The 15,365-nt window shown below is 70.8% G+C and carries 13 protein-coding genes; 3 read left to right on the top strand and 10 right to left on the bottom strand.

The annotated features are described in order from the left end of the window. Positions 1 to 38: 38 nt before the first annotated feature. Positions 39 to 1,043 carry an LLM class flavin-dependent oxidoreductase gene (locus ACFWNN_RS08305; RefSeq protein ID WP_382439201.1) on the top strand — a complete coding sequence of 335 codons (1,005 nt, stop codon included), beginning with the start codon at positions 39 to 41 and terminating at the stop codon, positions 1,041 to 1,043. Here ACFWNN_RS08305 and ACFWNN_RS08300 read toward each other — a convergent pair. Continuing rightward, entirely contained in the window at positions 1,040 to 2,302 is a 1,263-nt protein-coding gene (locus ACFWNN_RS08300) for a lanthionine synthetase LanC family protein (protein WP_382439200.1), read from the bottom strand. The genes ACFWNN_RS08305 and ACFWNN_RS08300 overlap by 4 nt on opposite strands. 19 nt (positions 2,303 to 2,321) lie before the next feature. On the opposite strand from ACFWNN_RS08300, the gene ACFWNN_RS08295 reads away from it, so the two are divergent. Together ACFWNN_RS08295 and ACFWNN_RS08290 are read left to right on the top strand one after the other, a co-directional pair. Then, a complete protein-coding gene (locus ACFWNN_RS08295) occupies positions 2,322 to 3,173 on the top strand; it encodes an aminoglycoside phosphotransferase family protein (protein ID WP_382439199.1) in 852 nt (283 codons plus the stop codon). 30 nt (positions 3,174 to 3,203) lie between these two features. Continuing rightward, positions 3,204 to 6,236, top strand: coding sequence for a BTAD domain-containing putative transcriptional regulator (locus ACFWNN_RS08290; RefSeq protein WP_382439198.1), 3,033 nt, complete (start codon positions 3,204 to 3,206; stop codon positions 6,234 to 6,236). A 21-nt stretch (positions 6,237 to 6,257) separates the two neighbouring features. Here the strand turns inward: ACFWNN_RS08290 and ACFWNN_RS08285 are convergent, their stop codons facing one another. The 9 genes from ACFWNN_RS08285 to ACFWNN_RS08245 form a co-directional block, all read right to left on the bottom strand. Next, positions 6,258 to 7,031 carry an ABC transporter permease gene (locus ACFWNN_RS08285; protein ID WP_382439197.1) on the bottom strand — a complete coding sequence of 258 codons (774 nt, stop codon included), beginning with the start codon at positions 7,029 to 7,031 and terminating at the stop codon, positions 6,258 to 6,260. Further along, positions 7,028 to 7,978, bottom strand: coding sequence for an ATP-binding cassette domain-containing protein (locus ACFWNN_RS08280; protein WP_382439196.1), 951 nt, complete (start codon positions 7,976 to 7,978; stop codon positions 7,028 to 7,030). Before ACFWNN_RS08280 ends, ACFWNN_RS08285 begins: the two co-directional genes overlap by 4 nt. 68 nt (positions 7,979 to 8,046) lie before the next feature. Further along, a complete protein-coding gene (locus ACFWNN_RS08275; RefSeq protein ID WP_382439195.1) occupies positions 8,047 to 8,490 on the bottom strand; it encodes a winged helix-turn-helix transcriptional regulator in 444 nt (147 codons plus the stop codon). After that, entirely contained in the window at positions 8,487 to 9,497 is a 1,011-nt protein-coding gene (locus ACFWNN_RS08270; protein ID WP_382439194.1) for an LLM class F420-dependent oxidoreductase, read from the bottom strand. Before ACFWNN_RS08270 ends, ACFWNN_RS08275 begins: the two co-directional genes overlap by 4 nt. Beyond that, complete coding sequence (locus ACFWNN_RS08265) at positions 9,494 to 10,591, bottom strand: acyl-CoA dehydrogenase family protein (protein ID WP_382439193.1); 1,098 nt, start codon at positions 10,589 to 10,591, stop codon at positions 9,494 to 9,496. Before ACFWNN_RS08265 ends, ACFWNN_RS08270 begins: the two co-directional genes overlap by 4 nt. Before the next feature lie 81 nt (positions 10,592 to 10,672). Next, positions 10,673 to 12,199 (bottom strand): pentapeptide repeat-containing protein, encoded by a 1,527-nt coding sequence (locus ACFWNN_RS08260; RefSeq protein ID WP_382439192.1) that lies wholly within the window; start codon positions 12,197 to 12,199, stop codon positions 10,673 to 10,675. Between the two features lie 51 nt (positions 12,200 to 12,250). Continuing rightward, positions 12,251 to 13,000, bottom strand: a complete 750-nt coding sequence (locus ACFWNN_RS08255; protein WP_382439191.1) for a glucose 1-dehydrogenase — start codon at positions 12,998 to 13,000, stop codon at positions 12,251 to 12,253. Beyond that, the gene (locus ACFWNN_RS08250) at positions 13,001 to 14,506 is read right to left on the bottom strand and encodes an aldehyde dehydrogenase family protein (protein WP_382439190.1); all 1,506 of its coding nucleotides are present in this window, start codon (positions 14,504 to 14,506) and stop codon (positions 13,001 to 13,003) included. It abuts the gene before it with no gap. 8 nt (positions 14,507 to 14,514) lie between these two features. Continuing rightward, positions 14,515 to 15,363: a 3-oxoacyl-ACP reductase gene (locus ACFWNN_RS08245; RefSeq protein WP_382439189.1), complete on the bottom strand. Its 849-nt coding sequence runs from the start codon at positions 15,361 to 15,363 to the stop codon at positions 14,515 to 14,517. Positions 15,364 to 15,365 lie beyond the last annotated feature (2 nt).

The following is a 15,365-nucleotide window of genomic DNA, read 5'->3' as shown; positions in this document are numbered from 1 at the left end:
TCACCTAAACTCGGAGGGAGACGCTGAAGGAGGGTTCCGTGCCGCGGAAGTCAGAGCCGTTGCGAAAGCTCGGTTTTCTCACCATCGGGCTGTTCGACGAGCAGGATCCGGGCGCGGGTCACCGGTCCACGCTCGACGTGATCGTGCTCGGCGAGGAGCTCGGGTTCGACAGCGCGTGGGTGCGGCACCGGCACCTGCAGTTCGGCATCTCGTCGCCGGTGGCGGTGCTCGCCGCCGCCTCGCAGCGGACCAGCCGCATCCAGCTCGGCACCGCGGTGATCCCGCTCGGCTGGGAGAACCCGCTGCGCCTGGCCGAGGACCTCGCGACGGTCGACGTGCTGTCCGGCGGCAGGCTCAACCCCGGCGTGAGCGTCGGGCCGCCGATGCACTGGGACGACGTCAAGGGCGCGCTCTACCCGGAGACCGCGGACGTCGAGAACTTCAGCTACGACAGGGTGAAGCGGCTGCTGGACTTCGTCGGCGGCGAGAAGGTCGCGTCGTTCAGCGGCGTCGAGGGCATCGAGGTGTGGTCCGACCGCGTCCAGCCGCACGCCGCCGGGCTGCGCGACCGGATCTGGTACGGCGGCGGCAGCCTGCGGTCGGCGCGCTGGGCCGGGGAGAACGGGCTGAACCTGCTGGCCAGCAACGTGATCCAGTCCGAGGGCTCGCTGGACTTCGCGGAGACCCAGCGCACGCTGATCAAGACGTTCCGCGAGCACGGCGGCGGCCGCGTCTCCCAGGGCCTGGTCGTGATCCCGACGGATTCGGCCACCCCGGAGCAGCGCGCGAAGTACGAGGCGTACGTCGCCGGCCGCGCGGACCGGGTGGGCAAGACGTTCGGGCCGCGCGACTTCATGTTCGAGGGCGACATCGTCGGCACGTCCGCGGAGATCGCCGAACGGCTGTACGCGCACGCCGGCTTCCAGGAGGTCGACGAGGTGGCGTTCGCGCTGCCGTTCAGCTTCGAGCACGAGGACTACGTGCAGATCCTCACCGACATCGCGACGAAGCTCGGCCCGGAACTGGGCTGGCAGCCGGCCTAAAGCGCCCACCAGGTGTCGATGCGCGGCACGGACCGCGCATCGCCGTCGGCCACCCGGTCGGCGTGGAACAGGAACCCGGCGATGCCCGCCGCTCCCTGCATCCAGCCGATTCCAGGTGGTAGCACCGGGTCGTCGTTGCGGTGCTCCAGGAACCGCCAGCACACGCCCGCCCCGTCGCGCACGGCGTGGTCCACCACGACGTCGGCCAGGCGCAGCGCGAAGTCCGTGTGCTGCCCGGAATCGAGCAGCCCGTCGCCGACGCCCGCCGTGCCGCAGCACCGGCCGTCGTTGTCCCAGAACCCCGGGTACCTCCGTTCGGGCAGGCCGGACACGACGATGCTGTGCAGCCCGCGGCGACGCCACTCCCCCACGTCCACACCGGCCACTTCGGACACTCCGGCGTGCCGCAGAGCGGGCCACAGCAAGGAGGTTCCGGTCGGTCCGTGGCACCAGCCGTAGAAGAACTCGTCGAACTCCTCCAGCAGGGGTACGCGCACCGGCACGCGGAAACCGCCATCGGAAGTGTCGCCCAGCGTCACCAGGTGCTCGGCGCCCGCAGCCGCGGCAGCGACGAGATCCGGACGCCCGAACTCCGCTCCGCCCAGCGCGAGCGCCGTCGCGACGCCCGCGAGCCCGTGCGAGAAGTTCGGGAACTCCCGTTGCTCCAGACAGAACCGGACCGGCACCATCCGCCAGTTCAGCCCGCCCGGCACCTCCTCCCGTTCCGCGAGCAGCACGTCGGCCGCCACGCCCGCGAGGTCCCGAGCACCCGCCACCCCGTGCCGATGGGCCCACACCGCGCCCAGCAACACCCCGGCCGTGCCCACCGTCAGGTCGTGCACGCGCGCACCCTCGTGGTACTGCGGCGGACCGAACCTCTCGTGCGCCCAGCCGTCCGGTGTGGCCAGGTCGAGCATCCGGGCGACGGCCTCGTCGGCACCGGCGGCGCCCAGCGCCGTGAGCACGCTGATCGAGCTGACCAGCCCGTTGAAGAAGCTGGGTTGGCCGGACCGATCGGCACGCACCCGAGCCGCGATGGCCTCCGCCAGTTCCTCCTCCTGCGCCGTCCACGCCCGGACGAGCCGGATCTCCGCCAGCACGTGCGCGAGCCCGCCGACCCCGGCGTACATCCCCGCCCGCCACTCCGGCAACAGGTCGCCGCCGGGGAACTCCGGGATCCACACCCCGTCGTCGTCCTCCTGGACCTGGTCCAACACCCATCGCCACGCGAGTTCGGCGGTCCCCCGGAACGTCCCCATGCTCACTACATTGGCGGAGGTGACCTTGGAACGCATCCTCGAAACCGCAGGACTTTCCGGCGCGACCACGACCCCGCTGGGCGGCGGCACCTACAACTCCGTGTTCCGGGTCTCGTCCCGCGAAGGCGAGTTCGTGCTGAAGATCGCGCCGGAAGGCCCGCCCGGCCTCACCTACGAACGGCAGCTGATCAGCACCGAGGCGATGTTCTGCCGGCTGGCGTCGAAGGTCGCGCCCGTCCCCGAGATCGTCCACACCGACGACGCCACCGCACTCCTGGCCACGTTCCTGCCCGGCGAACCCGTGTTCGGCCGGGACGTCGACCGCCCGCTGATCCGCCGCCAGCTCGGCGAGGCGGTCCGGGCGGTGCACGAGATCACCGGCCCCGGCTACGGCTACCCGCAGCTGGGCCTGCACGGCACGTGGACAGAAGCGTTCCAGCACATGTACGCCGCCGTGCTCGCCGACGCCGAACGATTCGGCGTGCGGCTGCCGACGACCGACCTGAGCCGCCACGCGAAGGCGTTCGACGAGGTGCGGCGCCCCGCCCTCGTGCACTTCGACCTGTGGGACGGCAACGTCCTCGCCGACACCGGACTTTCCGGACTGGTCGACGGCGAACGGGCGTTCTGGGGCGATCCGGTCGCGGAGTTCGTGTCGCTCGCCCTGTTCGGCACCATCGAGGACGACCGCGACCTCCTGGCGGCCTACGGCTTCGAGTTCACCGACTCCGCGCGCGTCAGACTGGCCGCCTACCAGGCGTACCTCTACTCGATCATGCTGACCGAACGGGTCCCGCGCGGCAGCTCGGACGAGGCGTTCGAGCGGGTGATCATGGACGCGTTGACGCGCGCACTGGGCGTTCTCGCCTGATCGCCGCGGGTGATCTGGGAAACTGGAGCCGTGCGCGTGGCATTGCTGGGCCCGACGGTGGTCGAGGCGGAGGACGGCACACCGGTCGACATCGGTGGTGCCCGCGTCCGCATGCTGGTGGCACGCCTCGCGCTCGACCCCGGCCGCCCGGTCCCGGCGACGACGCTGATCGACGACCTGTGGGGCGAGCAGCCGCCCGCCGACGGCGCGAACGCCCTGCAGTCGCTCGTGTCGCGGCTGCGCAAGGTCTGCCCGGTGGCGCTGGAACCTGGCGGGTACCGGCTGGGCGTGGCCGCCGAGGACGTCGACGTGTTCCGGTTCGACCGGTTGCGCGCGGCCGGGCAGGTGGACGAGGCGCTGGCGTTGTGGCGCGGCGAGGCGCTCGCGGACGTGCGGGAGGCGCCGTTCGCCGGGCCTGTCGCCGCACGGCTGGACGAGGCGCGGCTCGCGGCCGAGGAAGATCGCGGCGAGCTGGACGTGGCGGCGCTGACGGCGTTGCACGAGAAGCACCCGTTGCGCGAACGGCTGGCCGGGTTGCTGATGCGGGCGTTGTGCGCGCAGGGCAGGCAGTCCGACGCGCTGCACGTGTACGCGGAGGTGCGCGATCGGCTGGCCGACGAGCTGGGCGTCGATCCGTCGCAGGAGCTGCAGGACGTGCACCTCGCGGCGTTGCGCGGGGAGCTCGGGCCGCGGCCGGTGGTCGACCGGCTGCCGGTGCGGCTCACCAGCTTCGTCGGGCGGGACGAGGAGCTGCGGGAGATCTCGGCGTTGCTCGGGCAGGCCCGGCTGGTGACGCTGGTCGGGCCCGGCGGTGCCGGGAAGACGCGGCTCGCCACCGAGGTCGCGGCGCGGCATCCGTTGCACGGCAAGGGACGCGTGTGGTTCGCGGCGCTCGCCGGCATCCACGCCGCCGAGGACCTGCCCGGCGTGGTGCTCAAGGCGTTCGAGCTGCGGATGACCACGACCGACCCGATGCGGCGGCCCAACGAGGGCATGGACCGCATCGCCGAGGTGCTCGGCGCGGGCGAGTCGGTGCTGGTGCTGGACAACTGCGAGCACCTGATCGCGGCGGCCGCGGAGTTCACGAGCCGGCTGCTGCGCCGGGTGCCGAACCTCAAGATCATCGCGACCAGCCGGGAACCGCTCGCGATCGACGGCGAGTCGTTGTGCCCGATCGGGCCGCTGGCCGTGCCGAACGGCCAGGCGGACGTGGCGGACTTCGGCGCGGTACGGCTGTTCGTGGACCGGGCGAACGCGGTCAAGCCGGGGTTCCGGCTGGACGAGTCCACTGTGGAGGACGTGAAACTGGTGTGCCGCAGGCTCGACGGCATGCCGCTCGCGCTGGAGCTCGCGGCTGCACGGTTGCGGTCCATGACGATCCGCCAGATCACGCAACGGCTGGACGACAGGTTCCGGCTGCTCACCTCGGGCAGCCGGACGGCGTTGCCGCGGCAGCGGACGTTGCGCGCGGTCGTGGAGTGGAGCTGGGACCTGCTGACCTCCGACGAGCTGGTGCTCGCCCGCCGGCTCGCGGTGTTCCCGGCGGGCGCGGACCTCGCGGCGATCGAGGCGGTCTGCGGCGAGGACGCGCTGTACGTGCTGACGTCACTGGTCGAGAAGTCCATCGTGGACGTCGTCGAACTGGACGGCGAGGCGCGGTACCGGATGCTGGAGACGATCCGGGTGTACGCGGCGGAACAGCTCGAAGCTTCCGGGGAGAAGCGCGAGTTCGTCGGCCGGTTCCGGCGCTACTACCGGGACCTGACCGCGCGCTGGGAGCCGTTCGTGCGCACCGCGCGGCAGATCGAGGCGATCAAGGTCTACCAGGCGGAGCAGGACAACGTCGTGGCCGCGTTGCGCGGCGCGATCGACGACCGGGAGTCCGGTCTCGCGGCCGACATCCTCGGCGGGGTGTTCTGGTACTGGCTGATCAAGGGCGACAACGAGCGGTCGGAACGGTCGGTGCGCGAGGTGCTCGCGCTGGCCGACGACCTGCCGGCGGACGTCGTCGCGACGTTCAGGGCCATGCGGCTGATCATGACCGCGATCCCCGGTCTGCCGGAGCCGATCGAGGCCTCGCAGGTCATCGAGGACTGCGTGAACACGGGTGCCACCCAGAAGTACCCGTCGCTCGCGATCGCGTTGCCGATGCTGGCTTTCCTGAGCCAGAACAAGGAGCTCGCGCGCCGGGAGGTGCACCGCGCGGCGGCGAGCGAGGACGCGTGGGCGCGGGCGGGCGCCGACTGGGCGATGAGCTTCATCCTCAGCGAGGACGGCGACCTGGCCGGTGCCGAACAGGCCCGGGACCGCGCGTACGACCAGTTCGTCGCGGTCGGCGACCGGTGGGGGTCGGCGATGACGCTCGGCATGAAGGCCGCGTTCATCTCGCACACCGGCGACAACCTGGCGGCGATCGCCCTGTACCAGCAGGGCATCGAGGTGGCGCGGGAGCTCGGGTCCGTCGAGGACTCCGTGCAGCAGCGGTGGCGGCTCGCGGTCGAGTACGCGCGGTTCGGTGACACCGAGGCGGCCGCGCGCGAGGTCGCCCAGGCCGAGCAGTACGTCCACGACGCCGGCAACGACCAGCTGAACCTGATGATCGGCTACGCGAAGGCCGAGGTCATGCTGCGTTCGGACCGCATTCCGGAGGCTCGTGAGCTGAGCACGCGGTTCAAGGACGCCGCCTTGGTCGCGGCGTTCCTGGGCCCGTTCGTGACGGAGTGGTCGGCGATCCTGGACGCGCGGATCGCGCTCGCCGAGGGCAAGCCGGACGAGGCGGCGGAGTGCGTGGCGGTCGCGGTCGGCACCACGTCGGACCGCGGCGACATGCCGGACCTCTCGGGCGTGACCGAGCTCCTGGCTCGCGTCCGGCAGGCGCAGGGCCGCACGGACGCGGCGGTGCGGTTGCTCGCGCTGGCCCAGCTGATCCGCGGCCGGCTCGACCTGGGCGACCCGGACGTGCGGCGGATGGTCGCCGACCTGGGCGAGCCCGAGCCGTTGACGATCACCAAGGCCGAGGCGTTGCGCCAGGTGCGCGCGGAGGCGGGCCTCAGCGTCGGCTGAGACCCGCCTCGTTTCGTCCGGTCACACGCGCTTGCGGTACGCCCACATCGCGAGCGGGAAGAACACCGCGACCACGCCGACCATCCAGATCAGCGACCCCGTGAGCGGCCCGGCGATCGCGCCGCCGTTCAGCAGGCCGCGCAGCGCGTCCGACAGCAGGCTGACCGGGCTGACGTCCGCCCACGCCTTGAGCCAGCCCGGCATCGTCGAGGTGCCGACGAAGACGTTGCTGCCGAACGTGAGCGGCATGATCAGCACGAACATCAGGCCCTGCACCGCCTGCGGCGTCTTGAGCAGCATGCCCACGAACACCGAGGCCCAGCAGAAGCACAGTCCGAACGCGATCGTCAGGCCGGCCGCGATGAGCAGCTCGGCCGGTCCCGTCTGGACCCGGAAGCCCATGACCGTGGCGACCACCAGCAGCACGACGATGCACACGACGTACCGCACGATGTCCGCGAGCACCGCGCCGACCAACGGCGCCGACCGTGCGATCGGCATCGAGCGGAACCTGTCGAACACGCCCTTGGAGACGTCCGTGTTCATCTGCACGCCCGCGGTCATGCTGGCCTGCAGGATGTTCATCACCATGATGCCCGGCACGAGCATCTGGAGGTACGCGTCCGTGTTGCCGGCGAGCGCGCCGCCGAACAGGTACGTGAACATCACCAGGAAGATGATCGGCGCCAGCGTGACGTCCATCAGCTGCTCGGGGTTCTTGCGGATCTTGAGGATTCCCCGCCAGGCCAGCGAGAAGCCGTGGCGCACACCCTGATCCAACGCGATGGTGCTCATACCAGGCTCCCCTCGTTCTGCTTGCCGGTGAGCGCCAGGAAGACCTCGTCCAGCGAGGGCAGTCGCAGCGCCAGTTCATCGGCGGTGATGCCCGCGTCGTCGAGCTTCCTGACCAAAGTGGACAACAGCACCGGGTCGTTCACCGGCGCCGTCAGCAGTCCCGTGTCGTCGTCGCGGGTCGGTCGTGCCCCGGTGAGGTCGCCGAGGATCCGGTAGACCGCGTCGAGGTCGCGCATCGACGTCGGCCGCACCTGCAACGTCTGCCCGCCGACGCGCCGCTTCAGCTCGTCCGGCCTGCCCTCGGCCACGACGCGGCCGTGGTCGAACACCGTGATCGAGTCGGCGAGCTGGTCGGCCTCCTCCAGGTACTGCGTGGTGAGCAGGACCGTCACGCCGTTCGCGACGAGCTTGCGCACCACCGCCCACACCTCGTTGCGGGCGTGCGGGTCGAGGCCTGTGGTCGGCTCGTCCAGGTACAGCACGGACGGGTTGCCGACCAGGCTGGCCGCGAGGTCGAGCCGCCGCCGCATGCCGCCCGAGTACGTCTTGGCGGCCCGGTGCGCGGCATCGGTGAGCTCGAACTGCTCCAACAGCTCCGCGGCCTTCGCCTTCGCCCCCGCGCGCGAATGGTCCAGCAGCCGTGCGAGCAGCACGAGGTTCTCCGTGCCGGACAGGTCCTCGTCCACCGACGCGTACTGCCCGGTCAGCCCGATGAGCGACCTGACCGCCCTCGGGTCCTTCACGACGTCGTGCCCGTGCACGGTCGCGTGCCCCGCGTCCGGGCGCAGCAACGTCGCCAGCACCCGCACCGCCGTGGTCTTGCCCGCGCCGTTCGGCCCGAGCACGCCCACGACCTTCCCCTCCGGCACCTCGAGGTCGACGCCGTCCAGCGCCTTGGTCTCCCCGTAGTGCTTGACCAGGCCTTCAGCCCTGATCGCGAGTGCCATCGTTCCTCCCTGAGTCCCTCGGGGAGAACTGTGCGCCTGCCCGCTGGCAGCGCGCTGGCAGCCCGCTGTCAGCCCTCGCGGGCCGTCACGTCGTGGGCGGTGATCTCCTCGCCGCAGCACCGGCACGCCAGGAAGGCGTCCACCGTCCTGCCGCACGCGTTGTGCTCCAGCACGATCGGCGGCCCGTCGGGGTCGGGCACGTGCGCGTCGCCCCACTTCATGAGGATCACGATGGCGGGGAACAACTCCAGCCCCGCCGGGGTGAGCCGGTACTCCTCGCGGTCCTCCGCGTACGGCACCCGTTCCAGCAGCCCGGCCTCGACCAGCGTCTTCAGCCGCGCCGACAACGTGGGCCGCGGGATGCTCAGGTTGCGCACGAACTGCCCGTACCGCTTCACCCCGAAGAAGGCCTCGCGGAGGATCAGCAGCGTCCACTTCTCCCCCACCAGGTCGAGCGCGCGCCCGACGGACTCGCCGCGGAACCGGCGGCCGAGGGCTGTGGGGTCGGTCATCGGCGTCCCTTCGTGAGCAGCGGGGAGAGCGTGGTGAGCAGTCTGCGCCCGGCCGGATCCTCCGCCGTCGCCGGGACCAGTCCGACGTGCTCGGCGCCGGCCTCGTGGTACGCGGCGACGCGGTCGGCGATGGTCTGGGCCGAGCCGATCGCGCCGACCTGTTCGAGCAGGTCACGCGGGATTTCGGCGGCGAGTTCGGCGCGGGGTTTGCCCTGCCTGGCCTGGTCGACGAGGTCGCCGTGGCCGAGGGCGGTGAACATCTCGCCGTAGCCGGGTGGGGCGAGGTAGACGGCCAGCTGCGCGCGGAGCTGGCGGAGGGTGGTGGGGCCGGGGTCGAGAGCGGCTGGAATCCAGACGGCCAGGGGCGGGGGCGGTGGGGCGGTGGCCGGGTCGATGGGCGGCGGGGCGGCTGACGAACCAGCGGCCGCCGTCCCGCCACCTGCCGTCCGCGCAGCGGCCAGGCGGTCTCGAACGGCTGCCACGTGGTCGGCGCTGACCAGGTTGAGCACCACCTCGTCGCCCTCTGCCGCCGCCACCTTCGTCATCGCCGGTCCGAACGCGGCCACCGAGATCGACGTGCCCGGCACCGGTTGCTGGAGCCGGAACCCCGACACGCGGTTGCCGTCGAGCAGCGCGCGGGTGTCCCTGATCGTCTCCTTCATGCGGCGCACGGGTTCCCACTCGCGGCCGTGCCACCCCGTCACGATCCGAGGACTCGACGCACCGAGCGCCAGACTGGCCGTCCTGCCCGTGGTGGCGACCACTGTGGACAGTCCCAGCGCGAGCGCCACCGGGCTGCGCACGCCCACGGCGAGCGGCCCGATCTTCAGCGAGATCCTGGACGTCCTCAGTCCCACCGCGGTGGCCAGGGCGAACGCGTCGAAGGTCGCCATCTCGCCGATCCACAGCGTGCCGAAGCCCGTGTCGTTGGCCGCCAGGGCGATGTCCAGCGCCTCGACCGGCGGCCGGTCCAGCCAGAACGGCGTCACCACACCGACCGAGCTCACAGCTGCTCCGTCTGCGCCTGGACGCCCAGCAACACCTTGCCGGGCAGCTCGAACGAGGCCGCGTTGACCTGGAAGTGCGCCGACGCCGTGTGCGCGTCCCGGAACCTGCGCTGCAACGCCGCCCCGTCGTAGATCGCCCCACTACCAGCGAGATCGTACAACTCCGACACAACCACTCGCGCCGTGCGAGCCGCGTGCGTGGCCGCCAGCCGCAACCCGGCCTTCAGCTCGACCGGCACCTCACCGGCCTGCGCCGCCTCCCAAGCCTCCGCGATAGCCTCGAAGAAGTAGGCCCTCGCCGCCTTCACCGACGCGGTAGCCGACGCCACCGCGGCCTGCGTGGACCCGCGCTCGGCCAGCGTGCGACTGGACCCGAGCGGACTCCGTTCAACGGCCAAGCCCACGAAGTCGTCCAACGCCCCGAACGCGTTGCCGAGCGCCGCCGCCGCAACCGACAACGCGAAGAACCCGAATACCGGAAAGCGGTACAGCGCCCCACCACCCAGTGGACCGTCCAAAACGGACAGCACCCGCCGCTGCGGCACGAACACCTCCCGAGCCACGCAGTCGTGACTGCCGGTCCCCCGCAACCCGGTCGTGTGCCAGGTGTCGAGCACCTCCAGCTCGGCCCGCGGAATCGCGGCCACCTTCAACGTCTTCTCGTGCACGAACCCGGCGAACAACCAGTCGGCGTGCCCGATCCCCGAACAGAACGACCACTGCCCGGACACCACCACACCCCCGTCGACCGACACCCCACGCCCCTTGGGCGCCCACACCCCGGCCGCCACCGACCGCGGATCCCCGAAGACCTCCCGCGCCCCGTCCTCCGGCAGATACGCACCCAGCAGCCCCGACGTGGCCGCGATCGACACGCACCACCCAGCCGACGCATCCCCACGAGCGATCTCCATGGCAGCGGCCAACGTCTCCGCAGGCGGCAACTCCACCCCACCGAGGTTCGCCGGCACACCGGCCCTGAACAGCCCGGACTCCCCAATGGCCGCCAGCAGCTCCGGTGCCAGAGCACCCCCGGCCTCGGTCTTGGGCGCGACCTCACGGGCCAGGTCGGCGACGGTCCGGACGTCAGCCACGGTGTCCTCCCAGTTCACTTTTCTTACCGGTTCAGTTTCCTTACCGTAACCAGGCCGCCCTGAACCACGCAAGGGAGCCCATCACCGCTTGACGCGAGCCCTGATCGCCAGCACCGCGAGCGCCAGCAGCAACGGCCCGAACGCCCGCCCTGCCATCACCGTCCACACACCGGCAGGCGTCAGCCGCTGGTCAGCCTCGCGGAACACCACCGAACCCAGCGCGATGCGCACGGCCTTGCTCATCCGGTCGGCCGTCCACCGGTCCGCCGGCAACGTCGCAGGCCCCGGCTTGACCTCCAACGTCACCTGCTGCGGTTGGCCCGCGACAGCAGGCGGGATGGTCCCGATCATCTGCTGCAACGCCGTGCCGTCCGGCAGCCCGTACGCGGTCAGCAGCACGAACAACAACCCCACCAACACGGCCAACGCCCCGAACGCCCGGCTGGCCCGCTGCCCGTACCCCGACAGCAACCAGTACGCCCACAGCACCGCGCGCTCACCACCCTTGGTGGTCCGTGAGTGCCGCCGGGCCTCCATCTCGCCGTAGTAGAAGTCGCCGGCCCCGGCCTCGTTCTTGCCGTCCTCCAGGGCTTTGCGCAACGACCGGTACATCACCGCGAGCCGCTCGGCCCCGACGTTCTTCCCGTCGATGTCAGCCCAGCCCGCGTTCTTGCTGAGAGTGAGACGCCACGGGTGCTCCTCGGCCAGCACCTGACGACGCCCCCAGCGCCAGCTCTTCGGCGGCTCGGCGAACGGCGTCCAGCCTTCGAGCCGCAACTTGTCCAACTGGTGCGCGCCCGAGAAGCGGCACCGGCTCAGGTCGACGTCCGCGATCGTCAACTCGGACACGTCGGTGCCCTGCAGCGACAACAGCCTGGGCGTCGAGTCCACCCCGCTCACCGATGACGGCGCGCCGAAGTACGTGCGCTCCAGGCTCACAGCAGCGTCCTGGATCTGAAGCTCGACCCCGGCCTCGAACCGCGCCTCGTACGCCGAGAGCTCCCGCCCCCGCACCCTGAACACGGCTGCCTTCACGAAGATCGAGGCACGCAGGTCCACCAACTTCCCACCCGACAGGCCGAAGCGGGCGTCCTCCTCGAAGCGCGCCTCAGCGAACAGCGCGTCGTCATCGACCTCCACGCCGTAGAAGTTGACGCGGCCGCGGAACACCGCTCCTTCGAAGGTCGCCCAGGCCTTGAAACTCGTGTCGTAGAACGACACGGCCCCCTCGAACGTGGCTCCCGAGAACCTCGCGGCACCGCCGAAGACGGCTTGCTCGAACGGAATGACCCCTTCTGCGCGGTAGCCGAATCCGTCCTTCTCCCAATAGCGCTGGAAAGTGCAGTAGGAGAAGTCAGCGCGGCCAATCCGAGGGCCGTCATTCCTGCTCAAAGCCAGCAGAAGCCGGTCGAGAAGCTTCGGGCTGAAGGTGGTTCCCCGCAGATCCAGATCCCCGCCGGGCACGACTCGATCGAGAAACAAGTCCAGTTCGCTGCCACGGAGGTGTTCGAGGCACGCCGAGGAGGTGTCGACCCGCCTGCCGGTGCAGTCGTCGGCCGCACACGTGGGCCAGGTCGGCGTGAAGGTGAGTCTGCTTCCGTCAGCCACCGGACTGTTCTACGTGACCCACCGAACGCCAACCCCGAACTCGCCGCGTTGTCACCCGCTCAGCGCATGCGTCGCGGTAGCCCCTCCGTCCACCACGAACTCCCCACCCGTGCAGTAAGCACTGTCGTCGCTGGCCAAGAACAACACGACGTTGGCCACGTCCTCCGGCTGCCCGATCCGCCGCAGAGCCAGCTTCTTCCCGATCGGCGACACGTCGATCGGCCGGCCAAGAGCCTCGCTCACCATCGGTGTGTCGATCGCGCCGGGATGCACGGAGTTGACGCGGATCCCGAACTGCCCCAACTCCATCGCGGCCACCTTGGTCATGCCGCGGATCGCGAACTTCGACGCCGTGTACGCCGTCAGGTACGGCATCCCGCCGAGCCCCTCGACCGACGACACGTTCACGATCGACCCTCCACCGGCCGACTTCATCGAACCGACCACGGACCGCATGCCGAGGAACGTCCCGACCTGGTTGATGCCGATCACCCGCTGGTAGTCGGCCAGCGTCGTGTCCGCCAACGCCGAGAAGTGCAGGATCCCGGCGTTGTTGACGAGCACGGACACGTGGCCGAACGTCGACTCGGTGAACTCGACGGCAGAGGCCCACTCCGACTCCGACGACACGTCGAGGTGGCAGTACTCCGCACCGAGCGATGACGCCAACTCCTTGCCCTGGTCGTCGAGCACGTCGGTGATCATCACCGACGCACCCTCGGCCACGAAGCGACGGGCGGCGGCCGCTCCCTGACCACGGGCGGCGCCGGTGATCAGGGCGACCTTTCCGGACAGGCGCATCTACATCATCTCGTCGGTCAGCGGCATCATCACGGTCTTCAGCTCGGTGTAGGCCTCGTACGCGCTCTGCCCGCCCTCGCGCCCCAGGCCCGACTGCTTGTAGCCGCCGAACGGGATGTGCGGTTCGAGCTGGAAGCCGTTGATGCCGACCATTCCCACCCGCAGCGACTTCGAGACGCGGAACGCGCGGCGCACGTCGTTGGTGTAGACGCCCGCGCCCAGGCCGTAGTCGGTGTCGTTGGCGATGCGGATCGCTTCTTCTTCCGTGTCGAACGGGACGACGGTCAGCACCGGGCCGAAGATCTCGTCACGGGCGATGGCCATGTCGTTGGTGGCGTCGGCGAAGATCGTCGGTGCCACGAAGTTGCCCGAGGCGTAGTCGCCGTCGAGACGCGCGCCGCCGGTGACGAGACGGGCGCCCGCCTCCTGGCCCTGGGCGATGTAGCCGAGGACGCGGTCGAGCTGGCGCGCGTTGATCAACGGGCTGGCGAGCACGGCCGGGTCGAACGGGTCGCCGAACGTCACGGCGCCCGCGAGCATCTGCGCCATCGCGATGAACTCGTCCTGGGCCTCGCGCTGCACCAACGCGCGGGTGTGCGCGACGCACGCCTGGCCGGACAGGCCCATCGTGACCATGCCCATGCAGGTCATGGCGGCCAGCCCGACGTTCGGGGCGTCGGCGAACACGATCGCGGGCGACTTGCCGCCCAGCTCCAGCGACACCCGCTTCATCGTGCCGGCGGACGCCTCGACGATCCGGCGGCCGACCGCGCGGCTGCCGGTGAAGCTGATCTTGTCGATGCCGGGGTGGGTGATCAGGGCTTCGCCGGTCGGCGTGCCGGGGCCGGTGACGAGGTTGACCACGCCCTCCGGCAGACCGGCCTCGATCAGCAGCTCCACCATGCGGATCACGCAGAACGACGCGTACTCCGACGGCTTCACCACGACCGTGCAGCCGGCGGCCAGTGCGGGCGCGAGCTTCTGGGCGAACAGCACGAACGGCGCGTTCCACGGCAGGATCGCCGCGACGACGCCGACCGGTTCGCGGAACGTCATCGCCAGGTGGTCGCCGCCCTGGTACGGCGGCAGCGTCTGGCCGCCGACCTTGTCGATCCAGCCAGCGTGGTGGTCGAAGATGTCGGCCGCGATGCCGACCGAGGTGGCGTAGATCTGCCCGAACGACAGCGGCACGCCGTTGTCCAGCGCCTGCAGGCCGCGCAGCTCGTCGGCGTGCTCGCGGAGCAGGTCGCCGTAGCGGCGCAGGATCTTGATGCGTTCCGAGGCGCGCGACCGCGGCCAGGTGCCCTCGTCGAACGCCTTGCGGGCCGCCAGCACCGCCGCGTCCACGTCCTGCGCGGAGGCGACGGCGAAGCTGCCGATCTCCTCGCCGGTGGCGGGGTGGTGGTGGGTCCAGGTCTCGTCCGCCTCGCGGAACTCGCCTCCGATGAGGAGCCGGCCGTCCTTGAGGCCCAGGGTCTCGCGGTGCGGTTGGACGGTGAGCGACACAGCTCCTCCTACAGGGCCATCGTTTCCGTGCAAGCGAACGTCCTTTGTGGATCGCGATCGGCGAAGTAGCCGTCGAGATCCGCCAACGCGTCAAACTTCTGCTCGACGGTCGGGGGTGCCATCAGCGCGACCATGCCGCCGTGGACGACGAAGACCTGACCGTTGATCTTGTCTCCGGACGGCCCGGCGAGGTGCGCGACGAACCGGGCCACGTGCGACGGGTCGAGCGAGTCGTCGCCGTCAGGAGCATCCCCGAACACGTGCGCGGTCATCTGGGTGCGGGCGCGCGGGCAGATCGCGTTGGCGCGCACGCCGTAACGACTTGTGCCACGGGCGGTCGCGACGGTCAGCGCCGCGATGCCCGCCTTGGCCGCCGCGTAGTTGGCCTGCCCCTCCGACCCGAGCAGGAACGCCTCGGACGCGGTGTTGACGATCCGCCCGTACACGGGTGCGCCGGCCGACTTCGACTGCTGCTTCCACAGCGCGACGGCGTTGCGCGACAACAGGAAGTGGCCGCGCAGGTGCACCCGGACGACCAGGTCCCACTCCTCGTCGGTCATGTTGAACAGCATCCGGTCGCGCAGCACGCCCGCGTTGTTCACCAGCACGTGCAGCCCGCCGAACTGCTCCACAGCGGTGGTGACGAGGGCGTCGGCGGTCGCCCGCTCACCCACGTCACCCTCGACCACGACGCACTTGCCGCCCAGCTCCTCGATCTCGGCCGCGGCGGCGTCGGCCGATCCCGGCAGGTCGTTGAGCACGATCGACGCTCCGGCGCGCGCGAGCTCCAGCGCTTCCGCACGGCCGAGCCCGGCACCGGCGCCGGTGACCACGGCGACCTTCCCCGCAAGGTCCACAA

Source organism: Lentzea sp. NPDC058450, assembly GCF_042721395.1.
GTDB lineage: Bacteria > Actinomycetota > Actinomycetes > Mycobacteriales > Pseudonocardiaceae > Lentzea.
This window is presented reverse-complemented; position numbering and strand designations above follow the sequence as displayed.

Excerpts from the sequence above, each read along its gene's own strand:
- ACFWNN_RS08300 (WP_382439200.1), bottom strand. The coding sequence starts at position 2,302 with ATGGGGACGTTCCGGGGGACCGCCGAACTCGCGTGGCGATGGGTGTTG.
- ACFWNN_RS08285 (WP_382439197.1), bottom strand. The coding sequence starts at position 7,031 with ATGAGCACCATCGCGTTGGATCAGGGTGTGCGCCACGGCTTCTCGCTG.
- ACFWNN_RS08280 (WP_382439196.1), bottom strand. The coding sequence starts at position 7,978 with ATGGCACTCGCGATCAGGGCTGAAGGCCTGGTCAAGCACTACGGGGAG.
- ACFWNN_RS08275 (WP_382439195.1), bottom strand. The coding sequence starts at position 8,490 with ATGACCGACCCCACAGCCCTCGGCCGCCGGTTCCGCGGCGAGTCCGTC.
- ACFWNN_RS08255 (WP_382439191.1), bottom strand. The coding sequence starts at position 13,000 with ATGCGCCTGTCCGGAAAGGTCGCCCTGATCACCGGCGCCGCCCGTGGT.